Annotated in this window: 14 protein-coding genes; 10 read left to right on the forward strand and 4 right to left on the reverse strand. The window is 63.1% G+C overall.

Going from position 1 to position 17,208, the window contains the following annotated elements:
* Window positions 1-133 precede the first annotated feature (133 nt).
* On the reverse strand, window positions 134-1,411 hold the full coding sequence (locus tag ACL9RJ_RS03155) for an alkane 1-monooxygenase (protein ID WP_422764874.1): 1,278 nt from the start codon (window positions 1,409-1,411) through the stop codon (window positions 134-136).
* A 274-nt stretch (window positions 1,412-1,685) separates the two neighbouring features.
* Window positions 1,686-2,678, reverse strand: coding sequence for an alpha/beta fold hydrolase (locus ACL9RJ_RS03160; RefSeq protein ID WP_422764875.1), 993 nt, complete (start codon window positions 2,676-2,678; stop codon window positions 1,686-1,688).
* 258 nt (window positions 2,679-2,936) lie between these two features.
* Between ACL9RJ_RS03160 and ACL9RJ_RS03165 the strand changes: the two genes are divergently transcribed.
* From ACL9RJ_RS03165 to ACL9RJ_RS03175, 3 genes are read left to right on the forward strand one after another with little or no spacing between them, the layout of a single operon-like run.
* Complete coding sequence (locus ACL9RJ_RS03165) at window positions 2,937-4,499, forward strand: flavin-containing monooxygenase (protein ID WP_422764876.1); 1,563 nt, start codon at window positions 2,937-2,939, stop codon at window positions 4,497-4,499.
* Complete coding sequence (locus ACL9RJ_RS03170) at window positions 4,496-5,398, forward strand: SDR family NAD(P)-dependent oxidoreductase (RefSeq protein WP_422764877.1); 903 nt, start codon at window positions 4,496-4,498, stop codon at window positions 5,396-5,398. The genes ACL9RJ_RS03165 and ACL9RJ_RS03170 overlap by 4 nt, the downstream gene beginning before the upstream one ends.
* A 33-nt stretch (window positions 5,399-5,431) precedes the next feature.
* Window positions 5,432-6,262, forward strand: a complete 831-nt coding sequence (locus tag ACL9RJ_RS03175; RefSeq protein ID WP_017127319.1) for a metal-dependent hydrolase — start codon at window positions 5,432-5,434, stop codon at window positions 6,260-6,262.
* 22 nt (window positions 6,263-6,284) lie between these two features.
* Here ACL9RJ_RS03175 and ACL9RJ_RS03180 read toward each other — a convergent pair whose 3' ends face one another.
* Window positions 6,285-7,436: an HlyD family secretion protein gene (locus ACL9RJ_RS03180; RefSeq protein ID WP_103032701.1), complete on the reverse strand. Its 1,152-nt coding sequence runs from the start codon at window positions 7,434-7,436 to the stop codon at window positions 6,285-6,287.
* On the reverse strand, window positions 7,433-9,097 hold the full coding sequence (locus ACL9RJ_RS03185; protein ID WP_042935970.1) for an MFS transporter: 1,665 nt from the start codon (window positions 9,095-9,097) through the stop codon (window positions 7,433-7,435). Before ACL9RJ_RS03185 ends, ACL9RJ_RS03180 begins: the two co-directional genes overlap by 4 nt.
* A gap of 344 nt (window positions 9,098-9,441) precedes the next feature.
* On the opposite strand from ACL9RJ_RS03185, the gene arnC reads away from it, so the two are divergent.
* From arnC to ACL9RJ_RS03220, 7 genes are read left to right on the forward strand one after another with little or no spacing between them, the layout of a single operon-like run.
* A complete protein-coding gene (gene arnC, locus ACL9RJ_RS03190; protein ID WP_103032700.1) occupies window positions 9,442-10,455 on the forward strand; it encodes an undecaprenyl-phosphate 4-deoxy-4-formamido-L-arabinose transferase in 1,014 nt (337 codons plus the stop codon).
* Window positions 10,452-12,443 carry a bifunctional UDP-4-amino-4-deoxy-L-arabinose formyltransferase/UDP-glucuronic acid oxidase ArnA gene (gene arnA, locus ACL9RJ_RS03195; protein ID WP_017127321.1) on the forward strand — a complete coding sequence of 664 codons (1,992 nt, stop codon included), beginning with the start codon at window positions 10,452-10,454 and terminating at the stop codon, window positions 12,441-12,443. The genes arnC and arnA overlap by 4 nt, the downstream gene beginning before the upstream one ends.
* Complete coding sequence (arnD, locus tag ACL9RJ_RS03200) at window positions 12,443-13,327, forward strand: 4-deoxy-4-formamido-L-arabinose-phosphoundecaprenol deformylase (protein ID WP_017127322.1); 885 nt, start codon at window positions 12,443-12,445, stop codon at window positions 13,325-13,327. Before arnA ends, arnD begins: the two co-directional genes overlap by 1 nt.
* Entirely contained in the window at window positions 13,324-14,973 is a 1,650-nt protein-coding gene (gene arnT, locus ACL9RJ_RS03205) for a lipid IV(A) 4-amino-4-deoxy-L-arabinosyltransferase (RefSeq protein ID WP_103032699.1), read from the forward strand. Before arnD ends, arnT begins: the two co-directional genes overlap by 4 nt.
* Entirely contained in the window at window positions 14,970-15,314 is a 345-nt protein-coding gene (arnE, locus tag ACL9RJ_RS03210; protein WP_017127325.1) for a 4-amino-4-deoxy-L-arabinose-phosphoundecaprenol flippase subunit ArnE, read from the forward strand. The genes arnT and arnE overlap by 4 nt, the downstream gene beginning before the upstream one ends.
* A complete protein-coding gene (gene arnF, locus ACL9RJ_RS03215; protein ID WP_017127326.1) occupies window positions 15,311-15,718 on the forward strand; it encodes a 4-amino-4-deoxy-L-arabinose-phosphoundecaprenol flippase subunit ArnF in 408 nt (135 codons plus the stop codon). Before arnE ends, arnF begins: the two co-directional genes overlap by 4 nt.
* Entirely contained in the window at window positions 15,715-17,076 is a 1,362-nt protein-coding gene (locus tag ACL9RJ_RS03220; protein WP_103032698.1) for a UDP-glucose dehydrogenase family protein, read from the forward strand. Before arnF ends, ACL9RJ_RS03220 begins: the two co-directional genes overlap by 4 nt.
* Window positions 17,077-17,208 lie beyond the last annotated feature (132 nt).

Genomic DNA, 17,208 nt, shown 5'->3' on the forward strand with positions numbered 1-17,208 from the left:
TCGTTACTTATTGTTTTTATGGGTCAACTTTCCATTTCAACGACTCTTGGCAAGACCGGCATCGGCAAAAATCGGCGTGCCGGTCCCCGTCATGCGCACTTTTATTCGTGGGCATGCGGTGCAACGGTGCAACTCAATCGGTGTGACGACTACCGTACTGCTGGAGCAATTGCTTGCGTTTCGACGGTTGCAGGTTGGCCAGGCGAACATCTCCCGAGTAATGCTTCAGCACCCGATGATCCATCAGCCGCCGCCACAGGAATGGCACGTAGGCCCAGACAATCATGCTGGCGTAGCCGTAAGGCAGTTGCGGCGACTCATCGAAATGGCGCAGCGCCTGATAACTGCGGGTCGGATAAGCATGGTGATCGGAGTGTCGCTGCAACTGGAACAGGAAGATGTTGGTGACGATACGGTTACTGTTCCAGGAGTGCCGTGGCGAACAGCGTTCGTAACGGCCGTTGGGCAACTTCTGGCGCAACAGGCCGTAATGTTCGACATAGTTCACCACTTCAAGTAACGAGAACCCGTAGATGCCCTGGATCACCAGGAACGGAATCACCGTCGCACCCAGCCAGAGAATCAACCCGCCCCACAGCACCACACTGAACAACCAGGCCGTCAGCACGGTGTTTTTCCAATGCAGGGTCGGCAGGCCCTGCTTGTGCAGGCGCTCGCGTTCCAGATGCCAGGCCGAACGCAGGCTGAACCAGACCGAGCGCGGCAGGAAGCTCCAGAAGCTCTCGCCCAGGCGCGAGCTGGCAGGATCCTCCGGCGTTGCCACCCGCACGTGGTGACCACGGTTGTGTTCGACGAAGAAGTGCCCGTAGAAAGTCGGCGCCAGGGCCAGCTTCGCCAGGAACTGCTCCAGGGGCTTGGTCTTGTGTCCCAGCTCATGGGCGATATTGATCGCGATGCCGGTCGCCGCGCCGGTGGACATGGCCATGCCCAGGTAGGTGAACCAGCCGACACTGCCATGCAGCTGGGCCCGCTCGGTGATAAAGCCCGCCAGGCCGGCGAGACCGCCTTGCAGGTGCCAGGCCTCGCTCAGTCGCAGCAGGCCGCCGCCGATGATCCAGTCGATGCCGCCGACCGCCATCCAGGCCGTGCTGATCACCGACAGGCACATCAGGGCGACGCAGGCGTAGATGATCCAGCGGTAATAGGTCTGCTTTTCAAGATCCGGAACGATGGTTTCCGGTGGATTGCTGCGGTCCTCGCCGAGCAGGCCGTCGATCATCGGGATCAGCCCGAAGATCACCAGCACCCCGCTCCACCACAAGGACTGCACGCCGGTGATGATGGCGAAGATCCCGGACAGCAGTGGCGTGGCCATGGGCAAGGTGCCCAGCCACCACAGATGGCGCTTGCCGTCGGTCCAGATACCCGGTGCCGCCAGCGTGGAGTTCATGGCAGCCTCCGCAGGGCCGTTATGGACAGGGCCGCGAAGAACGGCGCCATTACGGAAGTCGAACGCTGCCCGGAGCAGCGGGCAGGGGCAAAGAGATAAAATGCTTCAAAAGGCGTTATTTTCATTATTCTAATCGCTCAATTGCATTTTTAAAAAAAACATTCAAAACATTTTTTTAAATAAATAGCCCGAATTCGATAGCTCGTCAACTATTTTTTTGGATCCATTCTGAATGTCGTTCGTGAAGCCGTCCGGCGCTACTGCAGAACCACCTTCAGGAAGGCGTTGCCGCCGCGATTGCGGGCTGTGGGGCGCTGTCTGGTTGCGCGCCTGCCCGGGCGGCGATGGTGCGAATCATGGCGACCAACAGCTCGACCGCCGTAATCGGCAGCATGTGCCCTCGCCCCTCGAGAATTTCCAGCTGGATGCCTGGCACCAGCGCCGCCATCGACTCACCATGCCGGCGATAATCCAGCACCTCATCCCGGGAGCCGTAGATCAGGCCTACCGGTAGCCTGAGTTGCCCGTAGCGCTTGAGCATCTTCGGCAGATCGTCATTGACCGTGGCGATTTCGCTGGAGGCGCAATAGAAGTTGCCGGAGCGCATGCCGAGCAGCCCGCCGCCGCGCTCGGCGAAGTCATCCGGCGGCGGATCAGGGGCGAATACCGCCTTCAACAGGCTGCCACGCCCCAGCATGGCCATCGGTGCGGCCAGGGTCAGGGCGACCCAGCGCCTGATGAAGTCGGGCCTGACCCCAAGGGACAGGAACACCAGGGGCAACATGCGCTGCGGATGTGTCAGGGGCGCCACCAGGACCAGTCCGGACACCTGCTGCGGATGATCGAGGGCCAGCGACAGGGCCAGCGCGCCCCCCAGGGAATGCCCGACGATCAATGGCCGTTCCAGGTGCAGGGTACGAATCAGCTCGGCGATCAGGCTGGCCTGCGCCGCGATGCCCACCCCCGCGCCCTTCGAACGGGTCGAATAACCGGAACCGGGACGATCCAGGGTGATCACCCGGAACTGCTCGCGCAATCGCGGCGACAGTGAATGGGTCAGGTTGCGCCCGCACCCGGACAAACCGTGGATCAGTACCAGCACCGGCCCCCTGCCCTCATCCACGTAATGAATGAGTTCGCCGCCGACTTCGAGAAAGCGACCGTTGGCCGGCACCGCGCTCTCGATCCGGCGATTGATCCGGGCACTGATGGCCCAGAGCCCGGCACTGACCAGTAAAAAAGCAACAAGCGCTACGGCCCATCCCATCACGTCAGCCCTCTGCATCCCTGCGGCCCGGCATGAAGCCGGAATTGGCTCCTGTCGTGGCGATATCTCCCGACGCCGGATAACGCCTCCCATCGGTCCGATGGGTCAGCCAATCCGTACAGACCACTAGCGTAGGCGATATTTTCAGGTAGATTATTTAAATTAATTTTTAAAACAATTAATTTAATTATGCAATGCTGAGGTTTCATCCAGCGACGAAACTGAATGCCAGGCGTCGCCACAATCGAGGTACACACCATGAATGCGTACTCGTCACCCCCCGCAGGCTGCGAATCCGTGGATATCGCCATCATCGGCTCCGGTTTTGCCGGGCTCTGCATGGCCATCAAGCTCAAACAGGCCGGAATGGCCGACTTCTTTATCGCCGAGCGGGCCGGTTCGCTCGGCGGCACCTGGCGCGACAATCATTACCCCGGCTGCGCCTGCGACGTGCAGTCCCACGTCTACTCCTTTTCCTTCGCGCCCAATCCGGACTGGAGTCGGCAATTCGCGCCCCAGGCGGAGATACGTGCCTATCTGGAGCGCTGCGCCCGGGATTTCGGGCTCGAACCGCACTTGCGCTATAACATGGGGCTGGACAAAGCCGTGTTCGACGAGGCGCGGCAGCGCTGGCACCTGCGCTTCTGCGACGGCCGCGAAGTCAGCGCCCGGGTGCTCGTCTCCGGCATGGGCGGGCTGTCGCGTCCGGCACTTCCGGACATCCCGGGACTGGAGCAGTTCGCCGGCAAAAGCTTTCACTCCCAGCACTGGGATCATCAGTATCCCCTCGAAGGCAAGCGTGTCGCGGTGATCGGCACCGGCGCCAGCGCCATCCAGTTCGTGCCGCAGATCGCCCCGCGGGTGGCGCACCTCACGCTGTTCCAGCGCACGCCGCCGTGGATCCTGCCCAAGCCCGACCGCGAGCTGTCGCGCGCCGAGCGCTGGCTGTTCAAGCACCTGCCCTTCACCCAGCGCCTGGCCCGCTCGGCCATCTACTGGATGCTCGAAAGCCGGGTCATCGCCTTTGCCCACCAGCCGAAACTGATGAAGGTGGTGCAGAAAATCGCCCTGCGGCATCTGCACAAGCAGGTCGCGGCGCCGACCCTGCGCGCCACCCTGACCCCCGACTACACCATCGGCTGCAAGCGCATCCTGATCTCCAATGACTATTACCCGTCGCTGACCCGCAGCCATGTGAAAGTGGTGAGCCAGGACGTGCTGCGGGTCGAAGCCGATGCCGTGGTGACCGCCGACGGCGTGCACCATCCCGTGGACTGCCTGATCTACGGTACCGGCTTCCAGGCCACCGAGCCCCTGCCCCGTGGCCTGCTGATCGGTCGCCAGGGCGTCGATATCCTGGATACCTGGGCCGATGGCGCCCATGCGTACCTGGGGACCTGCCTGCCCGGCTACCCGAACTTCTTCATGATCATCGGCCCGAATACCGGCCTGGGCCACAACTCGATGATCCTGATGATCGAAGCCCAGGTCGACTACATCCTCCAGGCCCTGAAACAGATGCGCGACCGGCGGATCGACGCGCTGGAGGTCAAGCCGCAGGTCGAAAGCCAGTACAACGGCCGCCTGCAGCAGCAGCTCAAGCGGGCGATCTGGTCCACCGGCGGCTGCCGCAGCTGGTACCTGGACCCGCGTACCGGCAAGAACACCACGCTGTGGCCGGGCTCCACCTGGCGCTTCCGGCAAGTCACCCGGAGTTTCGAACTCAGGGACTACCTCACCTCGGGAGCACTCCACCCGCACGCCGCCGCGGCCACCTCGACCGCAACCGCCATCGAACCCGCACGAGGCAGTCACTCATGAAGACATTCGACGCCAAGGTCGCTGCCATCACCGGCGCCGGTTCCGGTATGGGCCGCGCCCTGGCCATTGCCCTGGCCCGCGAGGGCTGTCACCTGGCGCTGGCGGACAAGAACGCCCAGGGACTGGAGCAGACCCAGGCCCTCGCCCGGGCCGCCGCGCTATTGCCGCTGCGCATCACCTCGCAGGTCCTGGATGTGGCCGATCGCGTGGCCATGTTCGACTGGGCCGCCGCGACCGCTGCCGAACACGGCGGCATCAACCTGATCTTCAACAACGCCGGCGTGGCGCTGTCGAGCACCATCGAAGGCATGAGCCTGGAAGACCTGGAGTGGATCATCGGCATCAACTTCTGGGGCGTGGTCCACGGCACCCAGGCGTTCCTGCCCTACCTCAAGCAGTCCGGCGACGGGCACATCATCAATACCTCGAGCGTGTTCGGGCTGTTCGCCCAACCAGGCATGAGCGGCTACAACGCGAGCAAATTCGCGGTTCGCGGCTTTACCGAGGCGTTGCGCCAGGAACTCGACCTGATGGGGTACGGGGTCTCGGCCACCAGCGTCCATCCGGGCGGTATCCGCACGGACATCGCCCGCTCGACGCGGATCAGCGACAACGTCAAGGGTCTGCTGATCGACAACGAGCAACAGGCCCGGGCGGATTTCGAGAAGCTGTTCATCACCAGCCCCGAACAGGCGGCCCGGGTGATCCTGCAAGGCGTGCGCAAGAACCGCCGGCGCGTGCTGATCGGACGTGACGCCCACGCGCTGGATCTGTTCGTGCGCCTGCTGCCCGGCGCCTACCAGGCCCTGGTGGTGTGGATCACCCGGCGCCTGTCGCCCCTGGGCAAGCACAAGAACAAGACCGCGGCCTACGACGCCAAGGACTCGGGCGGGATCTGAACGCCCCCAACCGCAATTCCAGGAGTGCCAGCCATGCTGCCGATCCGTCGCGACATCCACCCCGAACTGCCTGCCGAACGCATCAAGGACTGGCATGCCGAGGGGCCCTGGGTCACCCATTTCTTCAATGCCCTGTCCCTGCTGTTTCCCTCTGGCGAACTGTTCTTCATGGACAGCGTGCGCCATTACCGTGACCAGGTGCACGACCCCGAATTACGCCAGGCGATCCAGGGTTTCATTGGTCAGGAAGCCATGCACAGCCGCGAACATGTGCGCTACAACGACCTGCTGCAAGCCGCCGGCCTGCCCGCGCACAAGCTGGACCGGCGCCTGCGGTTCATCCTCGACTTCCAGAAAAAACACTTTGCGCCGTCCTTCAACCTGGCGATCACCATTGCCCTGGAACACTACACGGCGATGCTGGCCGACCTGCTGTTACGCGATCCCAGCCGCTTCGGCGATTCCGTCGAGGGTTATCGGCAGATGTGGACCTGGCACGCCCTGGAGGAAACCGAGCACAAATCGGTGGCCTTCGATGTCTGGAACAGCGTGATCAAACCAGGGCCGAAACGCTACCTGTTGCGCACCGGGGCCATGCTCTCGACCACGCTGCTGTTCTGGCTGGTGGTGTTCGACTTCCATGTGCGCCTGCTGATCGCCGACCGCAAGGCCGGTCATCACTGGCAAGGGCTGTGGCGCATGGTCAAGTACCTGTTCGGCTGGCGCGGAGTGTTTCCACGAATCGCCCTGCCGTGGCTGGATTACTTCAAGCCCGGCTTCCATCCCTGGGACCATGACAACCGGGCCCAGCTGGAGCGGATCGACGGCCTGATGGAGGCGATCAACCGAACGGCCGCGAAATAACCCGCCCGCCACGGCAGAGCGCTCAGAACGCGTCGTCCTCGACCGCCTTCAACTCGCTGCGGGTATCGATGCTCACCACCACCGACATGCCCGGCCTCAACCGCCGGGCTTCTTCCTGGCCGGGATCGACGGTGATCCGTACCGGCACCCGCTGGGCGATCTTGACGAAGTTGCCGGTGGCGTTGTCCGCCTGCAACAGGCTGAACTCGGAACCGGTGGCCGGCGCGATGCGCTGGACCCGCCCGGTAAAGCGGCGGTGATTGAGCGAATCGACGGTAAAGCTCGCGGCCTGCCCCTCGCGCACATCGGCCATCTGCGTCTCTTTCATATTGGCGATGATCCACTGCCGGTCCGGCACCAGGGCCATCAGTTGCGCACCGGAGTTGACATAGGCCCCCAGCCGCACGCCGATCTGCCCCAGTTGCCCGTCGCGTGGGGCAATAATGCGCGTGTTGGACAGGTCGATGCGCGCCAGCTCGACCGCTGCCTCGGCACTGGCCACCGCCGCCTCCAGGGAACCTCGATTGACGATCACCGTCTGCAGGTCCTGCCGGGAAATCTCCAGCGCGGCCTGGGCCTGGGCGATTGCCGCCTGGGTCTGGGCATTGTCGGCGCGGGTCACATCGAGTTCGCGGCGGGAAACCGAGCCATCGGCGATCAACGCCTGGTTGCGCTCCAGGTCCGCGGCACTCTTGCGGGCCTGGGCCTTGCTGTTGTCGAGCGCGGCCTGGCGCTGGGCGATGGTCGCCTCGGCACTGCGCCGTTGCTGCTGGTTGTTCGCCAGGGCGGCTTTCTGCACCGCCAACTGGGCCTGCGCCTGATCCAGGTGCTGCTTGTAGATCCGGTCATCCAGGCGCACCAGCAGGTCACCGGCCTTGACGAACTGGAAGTCCTGCACCGGCACTTCGAACACATAACCGCTCAATTGTGGCCCGATCAGCGTGACCTGCCCGCGTACCAGGGCGTTCTCGGTGCTTTCGATGGCGCTGCTGAACGGCGGCAACTGCCAGGCATAGAGCACGATCAGCACGCCGACGATGGCAATCGCGGCAAACCCCAGTGACGAGATGATCCGCACCCGCAGCGAACGCGGTTCGGTCGATGAAGCCCCTGGCGGCGTGACGCCTTCGGGAGTGGCAGCAATGGCGTTGGTGGTGGTTGCAGGTTCAGTCATTGTGAGGTGGCACCGCTGCTGGAGGTGGAAGGTGGGACGTTATTACGGGCGATCCGCCGCGTGGTGCTCATCAACCACAGGCTGCGGGCAAAGATCCACAGCATGGTGAGCACGGCGATCACGGCAATCAACATGAACACATCGTTATAGGCCAGGACGTTGGCCTCACGGGTCGCCGCCGTGGCCAGGGCGCGCATGCCCTGGGTGGTGCGCAGGGACGGATCGAAGATAGTCGAGGCATAGCCGGCGGCGGAGCCCTGCACCCGCGCGGCGACCAGCGGGTCAAGCAGGGTCAGGTGCTCGACGATGTTGCTGGAATGGATTTTCTCGCGCACCACCTGGAAAGTCCCGAGCAATGCCGAGCCGATCAGGCCGCCAAGGTTGTTGCAGATCCCGAAGAGCACCGAGAAACTCACCAGGTTGCGTGGATTGGTGATGACGTTGCGGGTGCCCAGGGCCATGGTCGGCCCGAGGAAGAAGGTCCCGCCGAACGCCAGCAGGAACTGGCTGAAATACATGTTGGCCGGGCGGGTCAGGTTGTTCGAGAAGCTGTCCATGGAGGAACCGACCGCCATCAGCGCCAGGGAAATGATCAACGGCATGAACAGATGATCGGGATGGATGGTCAGCGCGCTGACCGCCAGTCCGGCGATGCTCCCCACCAGCATCACCAGATACAGGCTGCGCATCTGCTCGCTGCCCATGTTCAACGCCTGCAGGAACCCCACCGCGCCGGTGGACTGCTCCGACAACACCATGCGGATCAGGATCACCGCCAGCCCCAGGCGAATCATCGCCCCGCTGCCGAGCCAGCGGGTCATCAGCATCGGGTTGCTGCGGTTATGCTCGATGGCCAGCCCGGCCAGGATCAGGATGATCGAACCGGCCGAGGCGATGCCGATCCAGGGCGCCTCCAGCCACCAGTCGATGCGTCCGAGGGACAGCACCGCACACAGCAGGGCCACACCGCTGGCGAGCACCGCGAAGGTGAGGAAATCCAGCTTTTCAAAGGTCTTGAAGCGATCTCCCGGCGGCAGCTTGAGCAGAAACACGCACCCCAGCGCCGCCAGCGCCAGGCCCAGTTCGAACAGATAGAGCCCGCGCCACTCGGCGATCTGCAGCAGGTCCTCGGAAAACAGCCGTGCCAGGGGCAAGGCCAGTTGCGAGGTGCCCAGGCCCAGCACCAGGGCCTTGAGCCGCCACTTCGCCGGAAACGCCTGGATCATGTAGTACAGGCCGAGCGAGCTGAGCGCCGCGCCGACCATGCCGTGGGCCGCCCGCACGGCAATCGCCGAACTGAGGTCGTTGACGAACAGGTGGCCGAAGGTCACCAGGGCATAGAGCACCAGGAACACCTCGGTAAACGCCCGCAGGCCGAACTGCTGGCGAAACTTCACCAGCAGCAGGTTCATCGAGACATTGGTCATCACGTAGGCCGCCGGTAGCCAGGCCATTTCCGCGGTGGTGGCCCCCAGCGCCCCCTGCAGATAAGGCAGGTTGGCAATCACCAGGGAGTTGCCCAGCCCACCGGTCAACGCCACCAGCAGCCCGACCAGCGCATAGGCCCAGCGCTTGCGGGTCGAATGCAACGGGGTCGACGGCGAGCCGGGCAGGCTGGGGCGCTCGTGGGGCTGCCAGTTACGCGGCGTGTACTGGTTCACCATTTCCTGAATAAACCCTGTCTATATGTCAAAAAGGACACGTTGTTGATCCATCTTTCATAGGCTTTTCACATTTCTACGTTTAACGTAGACGCTGTCCACGCCCCTACATCAGGGATTTGATGAAAAATCATGCACATAACGCTGCTACAGACCTTTACCTTTGACGATTTTAGGCTTTAATCGCCGTATGTCAGTTCATGTATTCGGTATTCTCCCACGGGTTTGTCCCGTGTCGGCCGCCGTGACTGGCACAGGTCGATTTGCGCGTATACAAATCCGACCTGCCACACGATGACACAGATCATCGTCTGCACTACTGAAACCATTCTGGAAAGAAGCCTTTGAAACCTTATCCAATCCAGCGCGTCTCGATCGTCATACCGGTCTACAACGAAGAGCAGAGCCTGCCCGAGCTGTTGCGTCGTACCGAAGCGGCGTGTGCACAACTGAGCCAGGACGTCGAAATCATCCTGGTCGACGATGGCAGCCGCGATCGTTCCGCCGACATTCTCCAGGAAGCCGCCGAACGCGAAGGCAGCCCGGTGGTTGCCGTGATCCTGAATCGCAACTATGGCCAGCATGCCGCGATCATGGCCGGTTTCGAACAATCCACCGGCGACGTGGTGATCACCCTGGACGCCGACCTGCAGAACCCGCCGGAAGAGATTCCGCGCCTGGTGGAACAGGCCGCGCTGGGTTACGACGTCGTCGGTACCGTGCGCAACAACCGCCAGGACTCGGCCCTGCGCCGCTGGCCGTCGCGCCTGATCAACCTGGCCGTGCAGCGCTCCACCGGCGTGGCCATGAGCGACTACGGCTGCATGCTGCGCGCCTACCGCCGCAGCATCGTCGACGCCATGCTCGCCTGCCGCGAGCGCAGTACCTTTATCCCGATCCTGGCCAACAGTTTCGCCCGCCACACCACCGAGGTGCTGGTGCAGCACGCCGAGCGCGAGCACGGCGACTCGAAATACAGCCCGATGCGCCTGATCAACCTGATGTTCGACCTGGTCACCTGCATGACCACCACGCCCCTGCGGCTGTTGAGCATCATCGGCTTCAGCATGGCCGGTCTCGGTGCGCTGTTCGCGCTGATGCTGATCGTCCTGCGCCTGATCTTCGGCGCCGCCTGGGCCGGCGACGGTACCTTCGTCCTGTTCGCCGTGCTGTTCGTGTTCACCGGTGGCCAGTTCATCGGCATGGGCCTGCTGGGCGAGTACCTGGGCCGCATGTACAGCGATGTCCGCGCCCGCCCACGCTTCTTCATCGAAAAAGTAGTGCGCAGCCAGCCCTCTTCCAGCAGCGCCCCTACTGAAACCTCTTCTACTACTACCTCCAATCAGGTCGCATCATGAATCCGAAAGCTGTCGTCTTCGCCTATCACGATATCGGTTGCGCAGGCATCGAAGCCCTGCTGAACGCAGGCTATGAAATTGCCGCTGTGTTTACCCATGCCGACGACCCGAAGGAAAACGCCTTCTACGGTTCCGTTGCCCAACTGTGCGCACTCAAGGGTATCCCGGTCCACGCACCGGAAGACGCCAACCACCCGCTGTGGATCGAGCGCATCGCCAAACTGAGCCCGGACTTCATCTTCTCCTTCTACTATCGCAACCTGCTCAGCGAAGAGCTGCTGGCCACCGCCCGGAACGGTGCGTTCAACCTGCACGGCTCGTTGCTGCCACGTTATCGCGGCCGCGCTCCGGCCAACTGGGTGCTGGTCAACGGCGAAACCGAAACCGGCGTGACCCTGCACCGCATGGTCAAGCGTGCCGATGCCGGTGGCATCCTGGCGCAGAACCGTGTCGCCATCGAGCGTTCCGATACCGCCCTGAGCCTGCACGCCAAGCTGCGTGACAGCGCCGCCAACCTGCTGCGCGATGCCCTGCCACAACTGGCCCAGGGCAAGCTGAGCGAAACCGCCCAGGACGAATCCAAGGCCACCTACTTCGGTCGTCGTACCCCGGCCGACGGCAAACTGGTCTGGAGCAAGCCTGCCGAAGAGCTGTTCAACCTCGTTCGCGCGGTCACCAAGCCGTATCCGGGCGCGTTCTGCGCCGTGGGCGAGCACAAGCTGATCGTCTGGGGCGCCGATGTCGTCAAGGGCAACGAAGGCCTGGCGCCAGGTCGCGTGATCAGCGTCGACCCGCTGCGTATCGCCTGTGGTGAAGACTCGCTGGTGATCAACGCCGGCCAGCGCAACGAAAACGGCCTGTTCCTCAGCGGCCCGCAACTGGCCAACGAACTGGGCCTGGTCGACGGTTCCGTGCTGCGTGGTGCCGAATCGGGCCGCAAGCCACGTCGTACCCGCGTACTGATCCTGGGCGTCAACGGCTTTATCGGCAACCACCTGTCCGAGCGCCTGCTGCGTGACGACAAGTACGATGTCTACGGCCTGGACATCGGTTCCGATGCCATCGAACGCCTGCGCAGCCATCCGAACTTCCACTTCGTCGAAGGCGATATCAGCATCCACTCCGAGTGGATCGAATATCACATCAAGAAGTGCGACGTAGTCCTGCCGCTGGTGGCCATCGCCACGCCGATCGAATACACCCGCAACCCGCTGCGCGTATTCGAACTGGACTTCGAGGAAAACCTCAAGCTGGTCCGCTACTGCGTCAAGTACAACAAGCGCGTGATCTTCCCGTCGACCTCCGAAGTCTATGGCATGTGCCAGGACAAGAACTTCGACGAAGACACCTCGAACCTGATCGTCGGCCCGATCAACAAGCAACGCTGGATCTACTCGGTTTCCAAGCAACTGCTGGACCGCGTGATCTGGGCCTACGGTGCCAAGGGCCTGAACTTCACCCTGTTCCGTCCGTTCAACTGGATGGGCCCGCGCCTGGACCGCCTGGACTCGGCGCGTATCGGCAGCTCCCGTGCCATCACCCAGCTGATCCTGAACCTGGTGGAAGGCACGCCGATCCGCCTGTTCGACGGCGGCGAGCAGAAACGCTGCTTCACCGACATCGCCGACGGCATCGAGGCCCTGGCCCGCATCGTCGACAACGAGAACGACAGCTGCAACGGCCAGGTCATCAACATCGGTAACCCGGACAACGAAGCCAGCATCCGCCAACTGGGCGAAGAGCTGCTGCGCCAGTTCGAAGCCCACCCGCTGCGCGGCAACTTCCCTCCGTTCGCCGGTTTCCGCGACGTGGAGAGCAAGGCGTTCTACGGCGCCGGCTACCAGGACGTCGAACACCGCAAGCCAAGCATCGAAAACGCCAAGCGCCTGCTGAACTGGGTGCCGACCGTCGAGATGAGCGAAACCATCGGCAACACCCTGGATTTCTTCCTGCGTGAAGCCATGCTCGAAATCGCGGACAAGCGCTGATGCAGGCTGGACTTCGCATCGATGTGGACACCTATCGCGGCACCCGTGAAGGTGTGCCGCGGTTGCTGGAACTGCTCGACGAGGCCCAGGTCAAGGCGACCTTCTTCTTCAGTGTCGGACCGGACAACATGGGGCGCCACTTGTGGCGCCTGATCAAGCCGCAGTTCTTCCTGAAGATGATGCGCTCCAAGGCTGCCAGCCTCTACGGCTGGGACATCTTGCTGGCCGGCACCGCCTGGCCGGGCAAGCCGATCGGTCGGGATCTGGGGCATCTGATGCGCCAGACCCTGGCCGCCGGCCATGAAGTCGGCCTGCACGCCTGGGATCACCATGGCTGGCAGGCCAATGCCGGACGCTGGAGCGAGGCCGAACTGATCGAACAGATCCGTCGCGGCGTCGATTGCCTGAGCGATATCACCGGGCAAGCCGTCGAATGTTCGGCCACCGCCGGTTGGCGGGCGGACGAGCGCGTCGTGCAAGCCAAGGAGCATTTCGGCTTTCGCTACAACAGCGATTGCCGGGGGCACGGTCTGTTTCTGCCAAGGTTGGCGGATGGCAGCCCGGGCACTCCACAGATACCCGTGGACCTGCCGACCTTCGACGAAGTCGTGGGCGCGGACCTGGCCGCGAAAGATTTCAACGCGTTCATTCTCGACCGGTTCAGCCCGGCACGACTGAACGTCTACACCATTCACGCAGAAGTAGAAGGGATTCTGATGGCAAACGATTTCCGTCAGCTACTGGCTCAAGCCAGCGCACGTAATATTGAGTTCCAACCCCTGGTCAACCTGCTGCCGGCACAGCTGGACAGATTGCCCGAGGGCCAACTGGTGCGTGGCACCCTCAGTGGCCGTGAAGGCTGGCTGGGGGTACAGCAGGGATGACCAGACGCTGGGCTTTGCCACTGCTGTTCCTCGCTTTCCTGTTGTTTTATCTGGCGCCGCTGGCCACCAACGGCATGTGGATCCCGGATGAAACCCGCTACGCCCAGATCGGCCAGGAAATGCTCCTGCGTGGTCACTGGGCCGCGCCGCACTTCATGGAACTGCGCTACTTCGAGAAACCGATCGCCGGCTACTGGATGATCGCTCTCGGCCAGGCGATCTTCGGCCATAACTTCTTCGGCGTGCGCTTCGCCTCGGCGTTGAGCACCGGCCTGAGCGTGCTGCTGGTCTATCTGCTGGCCGGACGGCTGTGGAACGATCCGCGCAAGAGCTTCGCCGCTGCCGCGCTGTTCATGAGCTTCGGCCTGATCGCCGGACAGGCCGGCTACGCCAACCTCGATCCGCAGTTCACCTTCTGGGTCAACCTGAGCTTCGTCGCCCTGTGGTTCGCCATCGACAGCACCACAAAAAAAGCCCGCCTGCTGTCCTGGGCCGCGCTGGGCTTCGCCTGTGGCTGGGGCTTCATGACCAAGGGTTTCCTGGCGTTGCTGCTGCCGGTGCTGATCGCCCTGCCCTACATGATCTGGCAAAAGCGCTTTCGCGAGCTGGTGGGCTACGGCCTGGTCGCGGTGCTCGTGGCGGCGGTGGTCAGCCTGCCCTGGGTAATTGCCGTGCACCTGCAGGAACCGGACTACTGGCGGTTCTTCTTCTGGCACGAGCATATCCGTCGCTTTGCCGCCGAGGATGCCCAGCACGACCGTCCCTGGTGGTTCTATCTGCCACTGATCGTGGTCTCCAGCCTGCCTTGGGCGGCCTATTTCCCGGTCGCCCTCAAGGACGCCTGGAAAGCCCGCGGCCAGCGGATCACCGTGTTCCTGTTGCTGTGGCTGTTCCTGCCGCTGGCGTTCTTCAGCCTGAGCCGCGGCAAGCTGCCGACCTACATCATGCCGTGCCTGATGCCCCTGGCGCTGCTCATGGGTCACTCGTTGATGGAGCGCGTCAGCCGCGCCGAAACCTCGGTCCCACGCTTCAACAGCCTGCTCAACCTGGTCCTGGGCCTGCTCGCCGCCGCCGCGCTGGTGTTCTTCCAGTTGAAGAAGCCGTTCTACGACAACGAGCCCTTCCACCTGGGCCTGCTGTGCCTGATGATCGTCGGCTGGATCGTGCTCAACGCCCTGTCGCTGCTCAAGCCGCTGCGGTGGTGGGCCCTGCCGGCACTGGGCATGGGACTGCTGGTGGCCCTGGTCCCGGCGGCCATGCCTAAAGTGGTCGTGCACAACAAGATGCCGGACCAGTTCATCGCCGAGCATGTGCAGGAACTGAGCAAGAGCAAGCGCCTGCTGAGCAACGACCTGGGGGCCGCTTCCGCCCTCGCCTGGCGCCTGAAGCGTAGCGATATCACCCTCTACAACACCCAGGGCGAATTGAAGTACGGCCTCGGTTACCCGGAAGCCGCCGAGCGCACCCGGGACATGACCCAGATCCAGTCCTGGATGGATGACGCCCGCCGTGAAGGCCAGGTCGGCGTGGTGATGCGCGTCAAGGACGAGGAAGAACTGCGTGAAATCGATATGTTGCCCAAGGATTACACCCGTTACGAGGAAGGCAATATCGTGATCCTGATTTTCCCGCAGAGCGCCCCATGACCCTGATCCTTCTCCTCGGCGCCTGCCTGCTGACGTGCCTGGGCCAGGTGGCCCAGAAGTTCGCCGTCGAAGGCTGGCGCGAGACCTCCATGGGCATGCTCGAAAAGCTGCGTTCGCCCTGGTTGTGGCTGGCCCTGGCCAGCCTCGGCCTCGGCCTGCTGGTGTGGTTGCTGGTGCTGCAGCGGCTGGAGGTCGGGATTGCCTATCCGATGCTCAGCCTGAATTTCGTCCTGATCACCCTGGTGGCGCACTACCTGTTCAAGGAATCGATCGACCGCCGTCACTGGCTCGGCGTGGTCCTGATCATTGCCGGCGTGGTACTGCTGGGGCTGCATCTATGAACCTGTTCCGTGGCTTCACTTTCGCCGGCGCCAGCGTCCTGCTGGTCAGCAGTGCCCAACTGGGCATGCGCTGGAGCATGACCCGCCTGCCCGAGCCCAGCCAGTGGCTGGATGCGTTGACCACCGGCGACGTCTCCCTGGTGGCGCTGGCCGTGGTCGGCGCGGCGATCCTCGCCTACGCCCTGTCGATGCTCTGCTGGCTCGCCGCCTTGCGCGACCTGCCGCTGGGCCGCGCCTACTCGCTGCTCAGTGTCAGCTATGCGCTGGTCTACCTGCTGGCGGCCAGCCTGCCGTTCTTCCACGAAAGCTTCAGCCTTTCCAAGACACTGGGGGTGGCACTGGTCATCCTGGGTGTTCTCACGATCAATTCTCCACGTATACCCCGTCCTAGGGACTCCGTATGAAAATCAGCGTAATTGGTAGCGGTTATGTAGGCCTGGTACAGGCGACTGTCCTGGCCGAAGTCGGTCACGATGTCGTGTGCATGGACGTTGACCAGAACAAGATCGACTTGCTGCGCAAGGGCCATATTCCGATCTTCGAACCAGGGCTGGAGACCATGGTCAAGAGCAACCTGGAAAGTGGCCGCCTGCACTTCACCAGCGATGAGAAACTGGCCATCGAGCACGGCCAGGTACTGTTTATCGCCGTCGGCACGCCCTCGGACGAGGACGGTTCGGCCGACCTCAAGTACGTCCTGTCGGTGGGTGACGCCGTGGTCCGCCATCGCTTCGAACCGCTGATTCTCGTGGAAAAATCCACCGTGCCGGTGGGCACCGGCGACACCCTGCGCGCGCATATCGAAACTGCCTTGCACAAAGCCGGCCGCGCGCTGGAGTTCGATATCGTCTCCAACCCGGAATTCCTCAAGGAAGGTTCGGCGGTGGAAGACTGCCGGCGTCCGGACCGCATCATCATCGGCTGCGAGCGTGAAGAAGTCCGTGAAGTGATGCGCGACCTCTACGCGCCCTTCAACCGCAACCATGACCGCATCATGTTCATGGACCTGCGCAGCGCCGAACTGACCAAGTACGCCGCCAACTGCATGCTGGCGACCAAGATCAGCTTTATCAACCAGATCGCCGAACTGGCCGAACACCTGGGCGCGGACATCGAAGCCGTGCGCATGGGCATCGGTGCCGACCAGCGGATCGGCTACCACTTCATTTATCCGGGCTGTGGCTACGGTGGCTCGTGCTTCCCCAAGGACATGCGCGCCCTGATCCACAGTGCCCAGGCGGCCAACTGCTCCAGCGACCTGCTGCAGGCGGTGGAAGCCATCAACGAACGGCAGAAACACAAGCTGTTCGACCGCATCAATGCGTTCTACAAGGGCGACCTCAAGGGCAAGACCTTCGCGCTCTGGGGCCTGGCCTTCAAGCCCAACACCGACGACATGCGCGACGCGCCGAGCCGTGTGCTGATGGAGGCCCTATGGGCGGCCGGCGCCCAGGTACGGGCCTTCGACCCGGAAGCCATGCAGGAAACCCAGCGCCTGTACCCGGATGAGCCGGGCCTGTCGCTGATGGGCACGCCGGAAGCGGCCCTGGTCGGTGCCGATGCCTTGATCGTCTGCACCGAATGGCAGCAGTTCAAGGCCCCGGACTTCGAACGGATCCAGCAGCGCCTCAAGGCCCCGGTGATCTTCGACGGCCGCAACCTGTATGACGCCAATCGCATGCAGCGCAAGGGCTTTACCTACTTCGCCATCGGTCGCGGCGCGTCCCTCGATCTGCCGGTGACCCGCCACGGCCAGGGCTGATTCATTGATCAAGGCAATTTGATCACTCCCACGCTCTGCGTGGGAATGCCCCTCGGGACGCCCCGCGTTGATCGTTCCCACGCTCCGCGTGGGAATGCCTATCGGGACGCTCTGCGTCCGCTTTGTGACGCA

Source organism: Pseudomonas sp. Mn2068, assembly GCF_049319725.1.
GTDB lineage: Bacteria > Pseudomonadota > Gammaproteobacteria > Pseudomonadales > Pseudomonadaceae > Aquipseudomonas > Aquipseudomonas gingeri.

Coding starts and splice junctions, on each gene's coding strand:
- arnA (WP_017127321.1), top strand. CDS start 10,452: ATGAATCCGAAAGCTGTCGTCTTCGCCTATCACGATATCGGTTGCGCA.
- ACL9RJ_RS03160 (WP_422764875.1), bottom strand. CDS start 2,678: ATGGGATGGGCCGTAGCGCTTGTTGCTTTTTTACTGGTCAGTGCCGGG.
- arnT (WP_103032699.1), top strand. CDS start 13,324: ATGACCAGACGCTGGGCTTTGCCACTGCTGTTCCTCGCTTTCCTGTTG.
- ACL9RJ_RS03170 (WP_422764877.1), top strand. CDS start 4,496: ATGAAGACATTCGACGCCAAGGTCGCTGCCATCACCGGCGCCGGTTCC.
- ACL9RJ_RS03175 (WP_017127319.1), top strand. CDS start 5,432: ATGCTGCCGATCCGTCGCGACATCCACCCCGAACTGCCTGCCGAACGC.
- ACL9RJ_RS03220 (WP_103032698.1), top strand. CDS start 15,715: ATGAAAATCAGCGTAATTGGTAGCGGTTATGTAGGCCTGGTACAGGCG.
- ACL9RJ_RS03180 (WP_103032701.1), bottom strand. CDS start 7,436: ATGACTGAACCTGCAACCACCACCAACGCCATTGCTGCCACTCCCGAA.
- arnE (WP_017127325.1), top strand. CDS start 14,970: ATGACCCTGATCCTTCTCCTCGGCGCCTGCCTGCTGACGTGCCTGGGC.
- ACL9RJ_RS03155 (WP_422764874.1), bottom strand. CDS start 1,411: ATGAACTCCACGCTGGCGGCACCGGGTATCTGGACCGACGGCAAGCGC.
- arnD (WP_017127322.1), top strand. CDS start 12,443: ATGCAGGCTGGACTTCGCATCGATGTGGACACCTATCGCGGCACCCGT.
- ACL9RJ_RS03165 (WP_422764876.1), top strand. CDS start 2,937: ATGAATGCGTACTCGTCACCCCCCGCAGGCTGCGAATCCGTGGATATC.
- arnF (WP_017127326.1), top strand. CDS start 15,311: ATGAACCTGTTCCGTGGCTTCACTTTCGCCGGCGCCAGCGTCCTGCTG.